The 13,225-nt window shown below is 74.1% G+C and carries 10 protein-coding genes; 4 read left to right on the forward strand and 6 right to left on the reverse strand.

Translation table 11 applies throughout. The features are described 5' to 3' along the window. Positions 1-2 precede the first annotated feature (2 nt). From IE295_RS17485 to IE295_RS17500, 4 genes are read right to left on the reverse strand one after another with little or no spacing between them, the layout of a single operon-like run. Complete coding sequence (locus IE295_RS17485; protein WP_190064581.1) at positions 3-854, reverse strand: 1,4-dihydroxy-6-naphtoate synthase; 852 nt, start codon at positions 852-854, stop codon at positions 3-5. Then, positions 851-1,576: a futalosine hydrolase gene (locus tag IE295_RS17490; RefSeq protein WP_190064582.1), complete on the reverse strand. Its 726-nt coding sequence runs from the start codon at positions 1,574-1,576 to the stop codon at positions 851-853. The genes IE295_RS17485 and IE295_RS17490 overlap by 4 nt, the downstream gene beginning before the upstream one ends. 11 nt (positions 1,577-1,587) lie before the next feature. Then, positions 1,588-2,064: a DUF2771 domain-containing protein gene (locus IE295_RS17495; protein ID WP_190064583.1), complete on the reverse strand. Its 477-nt coding sequence runs from the start codon at positions 2,062-2,064 to the stop codon at positions 1,588-1,590. Positions 2,065-2,090: 26 nt separating this feature from the next. Then, the gene (locus IE295_RS17500; protein ID WP_190064584.1) at positions 2,091-3,476 is read right to left on the reverse strand and encodes an MFS transporter; all 1,386 of its coding nucleotides are present in this window, start codon (positions 3,474-3,476) and stop codon (positions 2,091-2,093) included. Between the two features lie 326 nt (positions 3,477-3,802). Here IE295_RS17500 and IE295_RS17505 point away from each other — a divergent pair, with 326 nt between their 5' ends. The 3 genes from IE295_RS17505 to IE295_RS17515 all read left to right on the forward strand — a co-directional run bounded on the left by IE295_RS17505 (position 3,803) and on the right by IE295_RS17515 (position 8,809). Continuing rightward, positions 3,803-4,687 (forward strand): DUF3027 domain-containing protein, encoded by an 885-nt coding sequence (locus IE295_RS17505; RefSeq protein ID WP_190064585.1) that lies wholly within the window; start codon positions 3,803-3,805, stop codon positions 4,685-4,687. 661 nt (positions 4,688-5,348) lie between these two features. Then, positions 5,349-8,576, forward strand: coding sequence for a sacsin N-terminal ATP-binding-like domain-containing protein (locus IE295_RS17510; protein WP_190064586.1), 3,228 nt, complete (start codon positions 5,349-5,351; stop codon positions 8,574-8,576). Between the two features lie 41 nt (positions 8,577-8,617). Next, positions 8,618-8,809, forward strand: coding sequence for a DUF1059 domain-containing protein (locus tag IE295_RS17515; RefSeq protein WP_190064587.1), 192 nt, complete (start codon positions 8,618-8,620; stop codon positions 8,807-8,809). 1 nt (position 8,810) lies between these two features. Here IE295_RS17515 and IE295_RS17520 read toward each other — a convergent pair whose 3' ends face one another. Together IE295_RS17520 and IE295_RS17525 are read right to left on the reverse strand one after the other, a co-directional pair. Further along, positions 8,811-11,165, reverse strand: coding sequence for an HAD-IC family P-type ATPase (locus tag IE295_RS17520; protein WP_190064588.1), 2,355 nt, complete (start codon positions 11,163-11,165; stop codon positions 8,811-8,813). Positions 11,166-11,254: 89 nt separating this feature from the next. Then, positions 11,255-11,512, reverse strand: a complete 258-nt coding sequence (locus IE295_RS17525) for a DUF2530 domain-containing protein (protein WP_190064589.1) — start codon at positions 11,510-11,512, stop codon at positions 11,255-11,257. A 218-nt stretch (positions 11,513-11,730) separates the two neighbouring features. Between IE295_RS17525 and IE295_RS17530 the strand changes: the two genes are divergently transcribed. Continuing rightward, the gene (locus tag IE295_RS17530) at positions 11,731-13,206 is read left to right on the forward strand and encodes an NCS2 family permease (protein ID WP_190064590.1); all 1,476 of its coding nucleotides are present in this window, start codon (positions 11,731-11,733) and stop codon (positions 13,204-13,206) included. Positions 13,207-13,225: the final 19 nt, after the last annotated feature.

Below are 13,225 nucleotides of genomic sequence, written 5' to 3' on the forward strand. Positions count from 1 at the left end.
CCTCACACGAAGCCGAGCGCGCCCGGTCCGAGGGGCGGTACGAGCCCCTCGGCCGCGGCGCGGGTCAGCAGCCCGCGCACCGCGGCGTAGCCGGCCTCGCCGAGGTCGGCCGTGAATTCGTTGACGTACAGCCCGATGTGGGCGTCCGCGACCGCCGGGTCCATCTCCTGAGCGTGCTCCAGCACGTACGGCCGGGAGACCTCCGGATCGTCCCAGGCCATCCGCACGGACGTCCGCGCCGCCCGGGCCAGCTCCCGCAGCGTCTCCTCGCCCAGCGACCGCCTGGCGATGATCGCGCCCAGCGGAATGGGCAGCGCGGTGGTGTCCTCCCAGTGCTCGCCCATGTCGGCGAGGCGGGTGAGCCCGTAGTTCTGATACGTGAACCGCGCCTCGTGGATGACCAGGCCGGCGTCCACCTTGCCGTCCCGCACGGCGGGCATGATCTCGTGGAACGGCAGCACGACGACCTCGCCGACCCCGCCCGGCACCTCGGCCGCGGCCCACAGCCGGAACAGCAGGTACGCCGTCGAGCGCTCGCTCGGCACCGCGACGGTCTTCCCCGCCAGGTCCGCCGGGCTCGCGGCCTCACGGGTCAGCACCAGCGGCCCGCAGCCCCGCCCCAGCGCCCCGCCGCACGGCAGCAGCGCATACTCGTCCAGCACCCACGGCAGGACGGCGTACGACACCTTCAGTACGTCGAACTCGCCGCGCTCGGCCATGCCGTTGGTGAGGTCGATGTCGGCGAACGTCACGTCCAGCTCCGGCGCGCCCGGCACGCGGCCGTGCGCCCAGGCATCGAAGACGAACGTGTCGTTCGGGCAGGGCGAATAGGCGATCCTGATCGGCTCGCTCACCGCAGCACCTCCGGTTCGAGTACGGGGGACAGCCGGCGGAAGGCGCCGGTGAGCGCGGCCAGCGCCGCACCGATCCGCCACGCGCCCCGGTCGCGGGGCCCCACGGCGTTCGAGACCGCGCGCAGCTCCAGCACCGGCACCCGGTGCGCCACGGCCGCCTCGGCGGCGCCGAAGCCCTCCATGCCCTCGGCCACCGCGTCCGGGTGGCGTGCCGTCAGCTCCGCGGCCCGCTCGGCGGTGCCGGTCGCGGCCGTCACGGTCAGCACGGCGCCGCGCACCCCGCCGGTCGCCTCGGCCACCCGGCGCGCGAGCCGCTCGGGCACCCGGTGCTCGATCACACCGAAGCCCAGCTCCTCCAGGGACAGGAAGCCGCCGTCGCTCGACTGCGCGCCCAGGTCGGGGGCCACGATCGCGTCGGAGACCACCACGCCGCCCAGCGCCGCGCGGGGCGCGAAGCCGCCCGCGATGCCGGCGGAGATCACCAGCTCGTACGGCTCGCCGGCCACCGCGGCCGCCGTCAGCGCCGTCGCCGCCCCGGCCGCCGCGGCGGCGGGACCGACTCCGGCGGCCAGCACGTCCAGCACCGGCCCGTCGGCGTCGCCCGGCCGCACCCGGTGCAGCAGGGCGCCACCGGGCAGCCGGACCTCCCGGGGAGGCGGTCCGGCGGCGGCGGTCACGGCGTCACGCTCGGCCGGGACGGCGGTGACGACGAGAACACGCATCAGCGGCGTCGTCAGTCGCGCTCGAGGGTGAAGTTCCAGACGCCCAGGGCCTTGCCCGAGGAGGACTCCACGATGCTGACCTTGGTCTCCTTGGTGGCGCCGCCCTGGCCGCCGGAGAAGAAGGCGCTCGCCGGGATCGTCCGGTAGGTCTTCTTGTTCGGCTCCTGCTCGGCCGGCTGGCCGTTGATGAAGATCGTCCAGCCCTCTTCCGCGATCTTCGGGTCGACGCCGAAGCGGACCTTGTCCTCGAAGGCCGCCTTGACGGTCTTGCCGGAGCTCTCCTTCATGCAGCCGAGGATCTTGTCATTGGCCACGGCCTCGCCCTCGTTGTAGCAGGCCGCCTCGGAGGTGATCGTCGACGAACCGACGGTCACGGTCGCCAGCGGCGTCGGCTTGTCGCAGGCGGAGAGGGCGACGAGCCCGAAGGTCACGGCACCGACGGCGGCAGCGGCGCGGCGGCGCTTGCCCCGGAAAATCGCAGCGGTCATGCGGGCAGGCTATCGGGCCCCTCCGCTCAGGCCACGCGCGGGTGCGGCGAGCCGCGCCGGGCCGCCGTCAGCAGGCCCCGTACGGCAGTGGCCGCGCCCAGCGCCAGGAAGGCCGCCGCCACCGACATTCCCACCACCCCGTTCAGCGGCAGCAGGATCCCGATCGCCCCGCCCACCACCCAGCACATCTGCAGCAATGTCTCCGAACGGGCGAAAGCGGACGTGCGGACCTCCTCCGGGACATCCCGCTGGATGAGCGCGTCCAGCGACTGCTTGCCGAGCGCCTGCGAGATCCCGGCGACCGCCGCCACCACGACGACGAAGAAGGCGCTGTAGAGCACCGCGGCCACTATCGTCGTGCCCAGCGCCGCCGTCAGCACCAGCGCGATCATCTTCTCCGGCCCCCGCGAGCGCAGCAGCGCCCCTATCGCCGTGCCCAGGGCGTTGCCGGCACCCGCCGCGACCGCGACCACCCCCAGCGAGAACGCCGGGCTCAGGCCGCCCAGCGGATGCACCCTCAGCAGGAACGCCAGAAAGAACGTCAGGAACCCCGACAGCATCCGCAGCGCGCCGTTGGCCTGGAGGCCGTGCAGCACCGAGGACCCCACCGTGCGCAGCCCCGGCCGGGGCCGCTTGGCGGCACTCCGGCGCCGCCGCACCGGCTGCCGGGGCGGCCCGTCCGCCGTCAGCCGGGCCCGGGCCTCGCCCTTCGCCGAGTCAACCTTGTGCGGCAGCGACAGCGACAGGTACGTACCGAACGCGAACACCGCGCACGCCCCGTACAGCGGATACGCCGGCCCCAGCTGGTGCAGCCCCGCTCCCAGCGGGGCCGCCACGCCCGTGGCCAGCAGGCCCCCCAGCGTCACCCGGGAATTCGCCTTCACCAGCGCGATCCGCGGTGGCAGCAGCCGCGGCACCACGGCCGAGCGCACCACCCCGTACGCCTTCGACGCCACCAGGACGCCCAGCGCCGCCGGATACAGCTCCAGCCCGCCGGTCGCCACCGCGCCCGACATCGTCAGCGCCAGCAGCGCCCGCGTCAGCATCGCCCCCGCCATCGCCGCCCGGCGGCCGTGCGGGATGCGGTCGAGCAGCGGGCCGATCACCGGCGCCAGCAGCGTGAAGGGCGCCATCGTCACCGCCAGGTACAGCGCCACCCGGCCGCGTGCCTGGTCGGTCGGTACGGAGAAGAAGACCGTGGACGCCAGGGCGACCGTGATCAGCATGTCACCCGCCGAATTCACGGCGTGCAGCTCGATCAGCTTGCCCAGCCCGGACTCGCCCGCGCCGTGCGCGTGCGTCGCCCTGCGGACGCCCCGGGCGGCCCCCGCGAAGGGCGCGCGAAGCACCCGGCCCACGCCCCGGGCCGTACGGCGGAGCGGGCCGCCTTCGGCTGACCGGATGGCTCCCACCACGCCATACTGCCCCAACTGGCACCGGGCAGGGCACTTTCGGGGTATCCGCGGGGCGCGCCCGGCACCTTGTCGGGGGCTCGCCGAAGCCCGGGTATCCCCCGGGCGGCCGCGCGGGGTAGCGTGCGTAGCGCGCCACCGGTCGCCGCTTTGGCCGCACCCCGAGTCCAGATCCCGCAGAATGGGTGATGACAGGTGCGCCCGAGGCCGTTCGGGCGCGGACGTCGACGCGGTCCCCCGGTCCGCTCCGTCCGCGGCCCCGACCGTTCGGCTGGCGCACTCGTGAGACGGCGTGGAAGAGAGAATCGATTCTTGTGAGTGCTGCGATGCGAAGCCGTACCCCGGACCGCCTGTGCGCCGAGGCGGTCGAACTCGCCCGGGCGGCGGCCGAGGAAGCCGCGCTGCCCGGAAAGGTCGGCGACCACATCGAGGTCGTCGCCGACGGGGACCGCGTCGTCACGCACTACTTCGCCTGCGAGGACCCCGGCTACCGGGGCTGGCGCTGGGCCGTCACCGTCGCCCGCGCCTCCCGCGCCAAGCACGTCACCCTCGACGAGACCGTCCTGCTGCCCGGCTCCGACGCGCTCCTTGCCCCCGAATGGGTGCCCTGGAGCGAGCGCCTGCGCCCCGGCGACATGGGCCCCGGCGACCTGCTGCCCACGCAGGCCGACGACCTGCGCCTGGAGCCCGGCTGGACCGGTGACGAGGAGCCGCCGCCGAACTCCGCCGTCTCGGCGGAGATGGCCGAGCTGGCCGACGCCGAGGACGCGGAGGTCACCGCCGGCCCGCCGTCGGCCCAGCCCGCCGCGCCGGCCCGCGGCTCGATCACGGCCCTCGCCGAGGAACTGGGCCTGCGCCGCGCCCGGGTGCTGTCCCGCTACGGACTGCACACGGCGGCCGACCGCTGGGACGAGACCCACGGCGCCAAGACCGCGATGGCCCAGGCGGCGCCGGCGCCCTGCGTCAGCTGCGGCTTCCTGGTGCCGATCGGGGGCTCGCTCGGCCAGGCGTTCGGTATCTGCGGCAACGAGTTCGGTCCGGCGGACGGGCACGTGGTGTCCCTGGCGTACGGGTGCGGTGGGCACTCGGAGGCGGCCGTGATGCCGAAGGCGCCGCGGCCGGCGCCGCCGGTGGTCGACGAGACGCTGGTGGACGAGTTCCCGCTGCGGGAATCCGTGGCGGAGGACGAGGACGACCTCGGGCACGCGTGACGTCTGTGCGGGGGTGATGGGTGGCTGCCGCCGGTTGTCGGGGCGGGGGCCGGGGGCTCCGGAGGGTGTTCCGGAATCGGATATTTACGGGCCCGGCACCGTCTCGCGTGTTGATCGCCCTCACATTGGGCCCACAAATATCCGGCAGCATTCCGGAACACCCTCCTGCGCCCCCGACCCCCTCCCGTCACCGGGACGGCCAGCTGGGGTGGTGGGTGGGGGTGGGTGGGCGGCCAGCCCCGGCTGGGTGAGCATCCCGGGCTGGGTGGGCAGCCATCCCCGGGTGGGTGGGCACCCATCCCCGGTTGGGTGGGCACCCATCCCTGGATGGGTGGGCGGGACCTGTCCCCCGTTCGGGGCGCGTACCGGTGACCCCCCGTCTGTGAGGTGAGGGGGCCCACCCACCCCCGCCCCCATATCCCCCTCCCCCCCCCGCGTGGCGTGAGGGGGCGGGGCGGGGTGGGACGGGCCCTGGTAGGGGCGTCAGGGTTATTTGCGGCCCTGGTGCGGGGCAAGCGTTACGGCTGGGGGCTCCGGGCCGTAAATAATCCAGCCCCGGAAGGGCCCGGCCCACACCGACCCGGCCCCGACCCACCACGCACCCCCACCCGCGCTGTACGTTCAGCCGCACAGGCAAACGGCACCAGGGAGACGACAAGACGTGACCGGCACCGGAGTGGATCCGTTCGGGACCGCGCGGCTGCGCCGCGGCGTGCTGGACGCGTGGGTGACCTCGCCCGCGCGCTTCCGTGAGGACGCCAACGCCGAGGAGGACCTCGCCCTCGGCGGGTACCGCGACCGCCTCGTCGTCGAGCTCGCCCAGAACGCCGCCGACGCCGCGGCCCGCGCCGGCGTGCCCGGCCGCCTCCGCCTCACCCTGCACCCCGCGGGCGTGGGCACCCCCGCCACCCTCGCCGCCGCCAACACGGGCGTCCCCCTCGACGCGACCGGCGTCGAGTCGCTGTCCACGCTGCGCGCGTCCGCCAAGCGTGACGACGAGAGCCGGTCCATCGGCCGCTTCGGCGTCGGCTTCGCCGCCGTCCTCGCCGTCAGCGACGAACCCGCGATCGTCGGCCGCACCGGCGGTGTCCGCTGGTCCCTCACCGAGGCCCGCGCCCTCGCCGAGGACGGCGCGTTCGGCAGCCCCGGCCTCGGCGGCGAGCTCCGCCGCCGCGAGGGCCACGTGCCGCTGCTGCGCCTGCCCTTCCCCGCCGAGGGCTCGGCCCCCGAGGGCTACGACACGGTCGTCGTCCTCCCCCTGCGCGACGGCGCGGCCGAGGACCTGACCACGCGCCTGCTGGCCGGCGTCGACGACGCGCTGCTGCTGACGTTGCCCGGCCTCGCCGAGGTCGTCGTCGAGACGCCGGACGGCGTCACCCGCACCCTGACGCGCCGCCAGGAGGGCCCGTACGTCGTCATCGACGACTCCGCCCGCCCCGCGCCGACGCGCTGGCGCGTGGAGCACACCGGCGGCCCGCTGGACGCGGCCCTCCTCGCGGACCGCCCCGTCGAGGAGCGCCTGCGCCCCCACTGGTCGGTCACCTGGGCCGTCCCGGCCGGCCCCGACGGCGCGCCCGAACGCCCGCGCACCGCCCCGGTGCTGCACGCCCCGACTCCCACGGACGAGCCGCTGGGCCTGCCGGGCCTGCTCATCGCCACCTTTCCGCTCGAGCCGACCCGCCGTCACACGGCCCCCGGCCCGCTGACGGACTTCCTCACCGAGCGCGCCGCCGACGCCTACGCGGGCCTGCTCCGCGACTGGCACCCGGTCTCCACCGGCACCCTCGATCTGGTCCCGGGCCCGCTGGCCACCGGCGCCCTGGACGCCGAGCTGCGCCGCCAGGTGCTGGAGCGGCTGCCGCGCGTGCCGTTCCTGCCGAGCGCGGCCTCGGTGACGGACGTCGGCGGCGAGCCCACCCCGCCCCCGGGCGGCGGCATCGAGGGCATCCCCTGGACCGAGGGCCCGGACGCCGCCGGCCAGAGCTGGGACGACGCCCTCGCCCCGGAGGGGCCGGGCGGTGGCGAGCGGGTCGCCCTGCGTCCGGTGTACGCCGAGGTCGTCGAGGGTGCCGGGGCGGAGACCGTCGCGGTGCTGGGCGAGCTGTTCCCCAACCTGCTGCCCGCCGGGCTCGAGCGCCGCCAGGAGCTCCGCGCGCTGGGCGTCGCCCGCGTGCCGCTCGGCGAGGCCATCGACCGTCTCGCCGGGGCCGAGCGCCCAGCGACCTGGTGGTGGAGGCTGTACGACAGCCTCGCCGGCGTCGACCCGGACCGGCTGACCGGCCTGCCCGTGCCGCTGGCCGACGGCCGTACCGCCATCGGCCCCCGGCAGGTGCTCCTGCCGCCCGCCGACACGGCGGGCTCGGAGCGGCTGTCGCGTCTGGGGCTGAAGGTCGCCCACCCGGACGCGGCCCATCCGCTGCTGGAGAAGCTCGGTGCCACGCCGAGTTCTCCGCGTGCCGTGCTGACGACTCCTCAGGTGCGGGCGGCGGTCGCGGGGTCGCTGGACGCGGAGGACGTCTGGGACGAGGAGGGGCTGGACGCGGACGCGCTCGTCGAGGTGGTGCTCACGCTGGTGCGCGACGCCGATCTCGCTCCGGGGGACGAGCCGTGGCTCGGTGCCCTCGCGCTGCCCGACGAGGACGGCGAGCTGGCGCCCGCCGGTGAACTCGTTCTGCCGGGGAGTGCGTTCGAGTCGGTCATCCGTCCGGGTGAGCTTGCCGCGTGCGACGCCGAGCTGGTCGAGCGCTGGGGAGAGCAGCCGCTGACGGCGGTCGGGGTGCTGGCGGACTTCGCGCTCGTGCGGGCGACGGACGTCGTCCTGGACCCGGACGAACTGGAGCCGCGCGACGGCGACTTCGCGGAGGCGGACGACGCCGGGCTGCTGGACGCGGTGGACGTGTGGTGCGAGGACGTCCTGGACCGGCTGCCGGAAACCCCGGTGCCGCCGGTCGCCACGGAGATCGTGGCCGTCCGGGACCTGGACCTGGTGGACGACGACGCCTGGCCGCGGGCGCTGGACATGCTGTCCCGGCCGCCGCTGCGGGACGCGCTGACCGCGCCGGTGCGGGTGCTGCTGCCGGACGGCACGACCGAGTCCGTACGCCCGTACACCGCGTGGTGGCTGCGCGGCCACCCGGTGCTGGACGGCCGCCGGCCCGCCGGGCTGCGGGTGGAGGGCGGCGACCCGCTGCTGGCGGGGCTGTACGAGGCGGCGGACGCGGGCGGTCTCGCGGACGAGCAGGTGCTGCGGGCGCTGGGGGTGCGGACCTCGGTGGCCGCGCTGCTGGACGAGCCCGGGGGCGCGGCGGAGCTGCTGGGCCGCCTGGCGGACCCGGAGCTCGCGGTGGGCCCGGCGCAGCTGCACGGCCTGTACGGGGCGCTGGCCGGGCTGGACCCGTCGGAGGTGACGCTCCCGGACGAGCTGCGGGCGGTCGTGGACGGCGAGGTGCGGGTCGTGGACGCCCGGGACGCGGTCGTCGCGGACGCTCCGGACCTGTTGCCGCTGGCGGAGGGGATCCCCCTGCTGCCGGTGCGGCCGGACCGGGCGGCGGAGCTGGCGGAGCTGTTGCAGGTGCGCCGGCTGAGCGAGGCCGTGCCGGCGGTCGTGGCGGCCGGCGAGGGCGAGGTCCGGGACGTGCCGGAGGGCGTGCGGGTGCTGCTGCCGGGGGCGCCGGTGACGTACGTCGAGCACGAGGAGCTCCTGGTCGACGGCGTCGAGCTCGACTGGCGTCACGGCCCGGACGGGGTGCTGCACGCCGCGACGCTGGAGGGCGTGGCGGCGGGCCTGGCCTGGGCGGCGGGCGCGTGGGCGCGGCGGTTCGAGGCGGCGGCGTTGCTGGAGGACGCCTCCCGGACCGAGGAGCTGGCGCGGGACCGCTGGTTCGACTGACGGATCTATCCTGGCAGTGCACCCGATTCCGGGAGGCTGCCATGACCAGGAAAGTCGCCGACTGCCGCAGATTCCCCAGCGAGTCGAACTGCACGCTGCGCATCGCGGGCGAGGAGGAAGAGGTCGTGCGGGCCGCCACCGAGCACGCGGTGTCCGTCCACCGGCACGAGGACTCTCCCGAGTTGCGCAAGCAGATCAAGGAGTTCCTGGAGGACGAGAAGCCCGGCGTGTGACTCACGCCGGGAAGCGGCGGCTCACCCAGCGCCAGGCGAACTCCAGGGCGGCGGCGGCCGCGGCGGCGATCGCCACGGCCGCCCACGGCATCGTCGTGCCGACGAGCTTCAGCGCGAAGAAGCGCTGGAGCCACGGCGTCGCCAGGACGACCAGGAACGCCGCCCCCATCGTCAGCACCAGCGCCACCCGCCACCAGGTGTAGGGCCGCGCGATGATCGCGAGCACCCACAGCGAGACCAGGAACAGCGTCAGCGTCGCCGCGCTCGTCTCCGCGCCGAGCGCGTCCGCGCCCGTGTAGTGGTGGCGGGCCAGCAGGTAGGCGGCGAAGGTGGCCGCGGCCGCGATCAGCCCCGCCGGCACGGCGTAGCGCATCACGCGGCGTACGAAGTGCGGCTGGGCCCGCTCCCGGTTGGGCGCGAGGGCGAGGAAGAAGGCGGGGACGCCGATGGTCAGCGTGGACAGCAGGGTCAGGTGGCGGGGGAGGAACGGGTAGGGGACGCGGGTGCAGACGACCAGGACGGCCAGCAGGACGGAGTAGACCGTCTTGGTCAGGAACAGCGTCGCCACGCGCGTGATGTTGCCGATCACGCGCCTGCCCTCCGCGACGACGGAGGGCAGCGAGGCGAAGCTGTTGTTCAGCAGCACGATCTGGGCCACGGCGCGGGTGGCCTCGGAGCCGGAGCCCATGGCGACGCCGATGTCGGCGTCCTTGAGCGCCAGCACGTCGTTGACGCCGTCGCCGGTCATGGCCACCGTGTGGCCGCGTGACTGCAGGGCGCCGACCATGTCCCGCTTCTGCTGGGGGGTGACGCGGCCGAAGACCGCGCCCCCGTCCAGGACCCGGCCCATCGCGTCGGGTTCGCCGGGCAGCCGGCGGGCGTCGACGGGGGATTCGGAGCCGGGCAGCGCCAGCTTGGCGGCGACGGCTCCGACGGAGACGGCGTTGTCGCCGGAGATGACCTTCGCGGCGACGTCCTGTTCGGCGAAGTAGCGCAGGGTGTCGGCGGCGTCGGAGCGCAGCCGCTGCTCGAGGACGACGAGCGCGGTGGGGCGTACGTCCTCGGTGACGTGCGGGTCGTCCAGCTCGCGCGCGGCGCGGGCCAGGAGCAGGACGCGCAGGCCCTTGGCGTTGAGGTCGTCGGCCTCGGCGAGGGCCGCGGCACCGGAGGGCAGCAGGACGTCGGGGGCGCCCAGGAGCCAGTTGCTGCTCTCGGCGTCGGGGCTGTTGAGGGAGGCGCCGCTGTACTTGCGCGCGGAGGAGAACGGCAGTGACTCCGTGCAGCGCCAGCCGGTGCCGTCGGGGTAGGCGTCGATGATGGCGCGCAGGCTGGCGTTGGGGCGGGGGTCGGACTCGCCCAGGGCGCCGAGCACCTGGCGTACGTAGGGCTCGTCGGCGCGGGCGTCGGGCAGCAGGCGCAGTTCGCTGACGTCCATGCCGCCCTCGGTGAGGGTGCCGGTCTTGTCGAGGCAGACCACGTCGACGCGGGCCAGGCCCTCGATGGCGGGCAGTTCCTGCACCAGGCACTGCCGGCGGCCGAGGCGGACGACGCCGATGGCGAAGGCGACCGAGGTGAGCAGCACCAGGCCCTCGGGGACCATGGGCACGATGCCGGCGACCATCCGCCGGACGGCCTCGCGCCAGTCGTGGTCCTCGATGACGAGCTGGCTGACGATCAGGCCGAGGGCGGTGGGGATCATCATCCAGGTGACGTACTTGAGGATCTCGCTGATGCCGGTGCGCAGCTCGGAGTGGACGAGGGTGAAGCGGGAGGCCTCCTCGGCCAGCTGGGCGGCGTAGGCCTCGCGGCCGACCTTGGTGGCGGTGAAGGCGCCGCCGCCGGCGACCACGAAGGAGCCGGACATGACCTTGTCGCCGGGGCGTTTGAGCACGGGGTCGGCCTCGCCGGTGAGGAGCGACTCGTCGATCTCGAGGCCGTCGGCCTCGAGGACCTCGCCGTCGACGACGCACTTGTCGCCGGGGCCGAGTTCGATGACGTCGTCGAGGACGATCTCGCCGGTGGGGACGGGGGCGGGGGTGCCGTCGCGGCGGACGGTGGGCCGGGCCTCGCCGATGACGGCGAGGGAGTCGAGCGTCTTCTTGGCGCGGAGTTCCTGGACGATGCCGATCGCGGTGTTGGCGATGATCACGAAGCCGAACAGGCCGTCCTGCAGGGGGCCGACGGCCAGGATGATCAGGAAGAGGACGCCGATGATGGCGTTGAAGCGGGTGAGGACGTTCGCCCGGACGATGTCGGCGGTGGAGCGGGAGGAGCGGACCGGGACGTCGTTGACCTCACCGCGGGCCACGCGCTCGGCGACCTCGCGGGCGCTGAGCCCGGGGTGCGGATCGCTCATGGTCCGACCGTAGCCGGTGGGTGACCGGGGGGCTGGCGGTGCCGGGCAAACGGGCGGGAGCCGGCGGGGCCGGGAGCGGCCCGGTGGGGTCAGGAGTGGTTCGACGCCGTGTGCCGGCGGATGGCGGCGTCGCGCCTGCGGACGTACCAGACGCCGATGAGGCCCAGTCCGCCGCCGGCCAGGCAGGTCCACACCCACCACGCGTGGCCGTGGTCCTCGAACCAGCCGTAGAACGGCAGCTGGGCGAGGAAGAGGACGAACCACAGGATCGTGCCGCCGGTGATGGTGGCGACGACCGGGCCTTCCAGGGGCTCGGGGGCCTCGTGCGTGGGTGTCCACTTCGTCATGGCGCAAGCCTAGTGCGTGCCGGTCGGCGGCCGGGCGGGGGAGGCCTTGTGCCACAGGGGTCTACGCGCGGAGATAGCCATTCCGCGTTTGTTTATTCATACTGAATCGAACTGGATTTGACTGAACGCTTTTGTTCAATCATCCAAAAGCTGTTTAGTTCTTGATCCTTTTTGTTCGCCCTCTTGCCCTCCCGGGCCCGTACGACTGAGGTTCCCCCATGCCCACCTCGGCCACCCCCGCGGTGGACGACGCCCAGCCGTCGTCCCCCGTGCCGCCCGCCGGAAAGAACGCCCTCGACCGGTACTTCCGGATCACCGAGCGGGGTTCGTCCGTCGCCCGTGAGCTGCGCGGCGGCCTGGCGACCTTCTTCGCGATGGCGTACATCATCGTGCTGAACCCGATCATCCTCGGGGCGGGCCAGGACAAGTTCGGCCACCAGCTGGACAACGGACAGCTGGTCACGGCCACCGCCCTGATGGCCGGGCTCAGCACCGTCCTCATGGGCGCGATCGGCAACGTGCCCATCGCCTGCGCCGCCGGCCTCGGCATCAACGCCGTCGTCTCGCTGCAGCTCGCGCCCAAGATGAGCTGGCCGGACGCGATGGGCATGGTCGTCCTGGCCGGCCTGGTGCTGATGGTGCTGGTCGCCTCCGGCCTGCGGCAGCGCGTCATGGACGCCATCCCCGGCGGACTGCGGCGCGCCATCGCGATCGGCATCGGCATGTTCATCTCGCTGATCGGCCTGGTCGACTCCGGCTTCGTCAGCCGCAACCCCGACGCCGCCCACACCACCGTCCCGCTGGGCCTGGGCCAGGGCGGTCAGCTGCACGGCTGGCCGGTGCTGGTCTTCGTGGCCGGCCTCGCGCTGACCTTCGTGCTGCTCGTCCGCAGGACGCGTGGCGCGATCCTCATCGGCATCGTCGCGATGACCGTCGCCGCGATCGTCATCAACACGCTCGCCGACATCCCCGACGCGAGCTGGGGCCTGAGCGTGCCGAAGATGCCCGACAGCGTCGTCGGCACCCCCGACTTCGGGCTCATCGGCGACGTCAGCCTCTTCGGCGGATTCCACGAGGTCGGCCTGCTCACCGGCTGCCTGTTCGTCTTCACCGTGCTGCTGTCCGGCTTCTTCGACGCCATGGGCACCATCATCGGCGTCGGCGAGGAGGCCGGCCTGACGGACGAGAACGGCCAGCTGCCCAACATGGGCAGGATCCTGATGATCGACGGCGTGGCCGTCGCGGCCGGCGGCGCCGGCTCCGCCTCCGCCAACACCTGCTTCGTGGAGTCCACGGCCGGCGTCGGCGAGGGCGCCCGTACGGGCCTGGCCAACCTGATGACCGGCGGGCTCTTCCTGCTCGCCCTCGTCGTCACCCCGCTGGCCACCGTCGTGCCCGCCCAGGCCGCGACCCCCGCCCTGGTCGTCGTGGGCTTCCTGATCATGGCCTCGAACGTCAAGGAGATCGACTGGAGTGACTTCACGATCGCGATCCCCGCGTTCCTGACGATCATCTCCATGCCGTTCACCTACTCGATCACCAACGGCATCGGCATCGGCGTCCTCGCCTTCATCCTGCTGCGGATCGCCGACAAGCGGGCCCGCGAGATCCCGTGGCTGCTGAACGTGGTCGGGGCGTGCTTCCTGGTCTACTTCATGCTCGACCCGATCGAGCAGCTGCTGGGCGTGAAGTAACCGCGAGCCGGCCGTGCCG

It is taken from the genome of Streptomyces griseocarneus (assembly GCF_014655595.1).
Lineage (GTDB): Bacteria > Actinomycetota > Actinomycetes > Streptomycetales > Streptomycetaceae > Streptomyces > Streptomyces griseocarneus.

What these genes read in the sequence shown, in the direction of transcription:
- IE295_RS17530 (WP_190064590.1), top strand. Translation starts at nt 11,731, where the DNA reads ATGCCCACCTCGGCCACCCCCGCGGTGGACGACGCCCAGCCGTCGTCC.
- IE295_RS17525 (WP_190064589.1), bottom strand. Translation starts at nt 11,512, where the DNA reads ATGACGAAGTGGACACCCACGCACGAGGCCCCCGAGCCCCTGGAAGGC.
- IE295_RS17505 (WP_190064585.1), top strand. Translation starts at nt 3,803, where the DNA reads ATGCGAAGCCGTACCCCGGACCGCCTGTGCGCCGAGGCGGTCGAACTC.
- IE295_RS17495 (WP_190064583.1), bottom strand. Translation starts at nt 2,064, where the DNA reads ATGACCGCTGCGATTTTCCGGGGCAAGCGCCGCCGCGCCGCTGCCGCC.
- IE295_RS17520 (WP_190064588.1), bottom strand. Translation starts at nt 11,165, where the DNA reads ATGAGCGATCCGCACCCCGGGCTCAGCGCCCGCGAGGTCGCCGAGCGC.
- IE295_RS17515 (WP_190064587.1), top strand. Translation starts at nt 8,618, where the DNA reads ATGACCAGGAAAGTCGCCGACTGCCGCAGATTCCCCAGCGAGTCGAAC.
- IE295_RS17490 (WP_190064582.1), bottom strand. Translation starts at nt 1,576, where the DNA reads ATGCGTGTTCTCGTCGTCACCGCCGTCCCGGCCGAGCGTGACGCCGTG.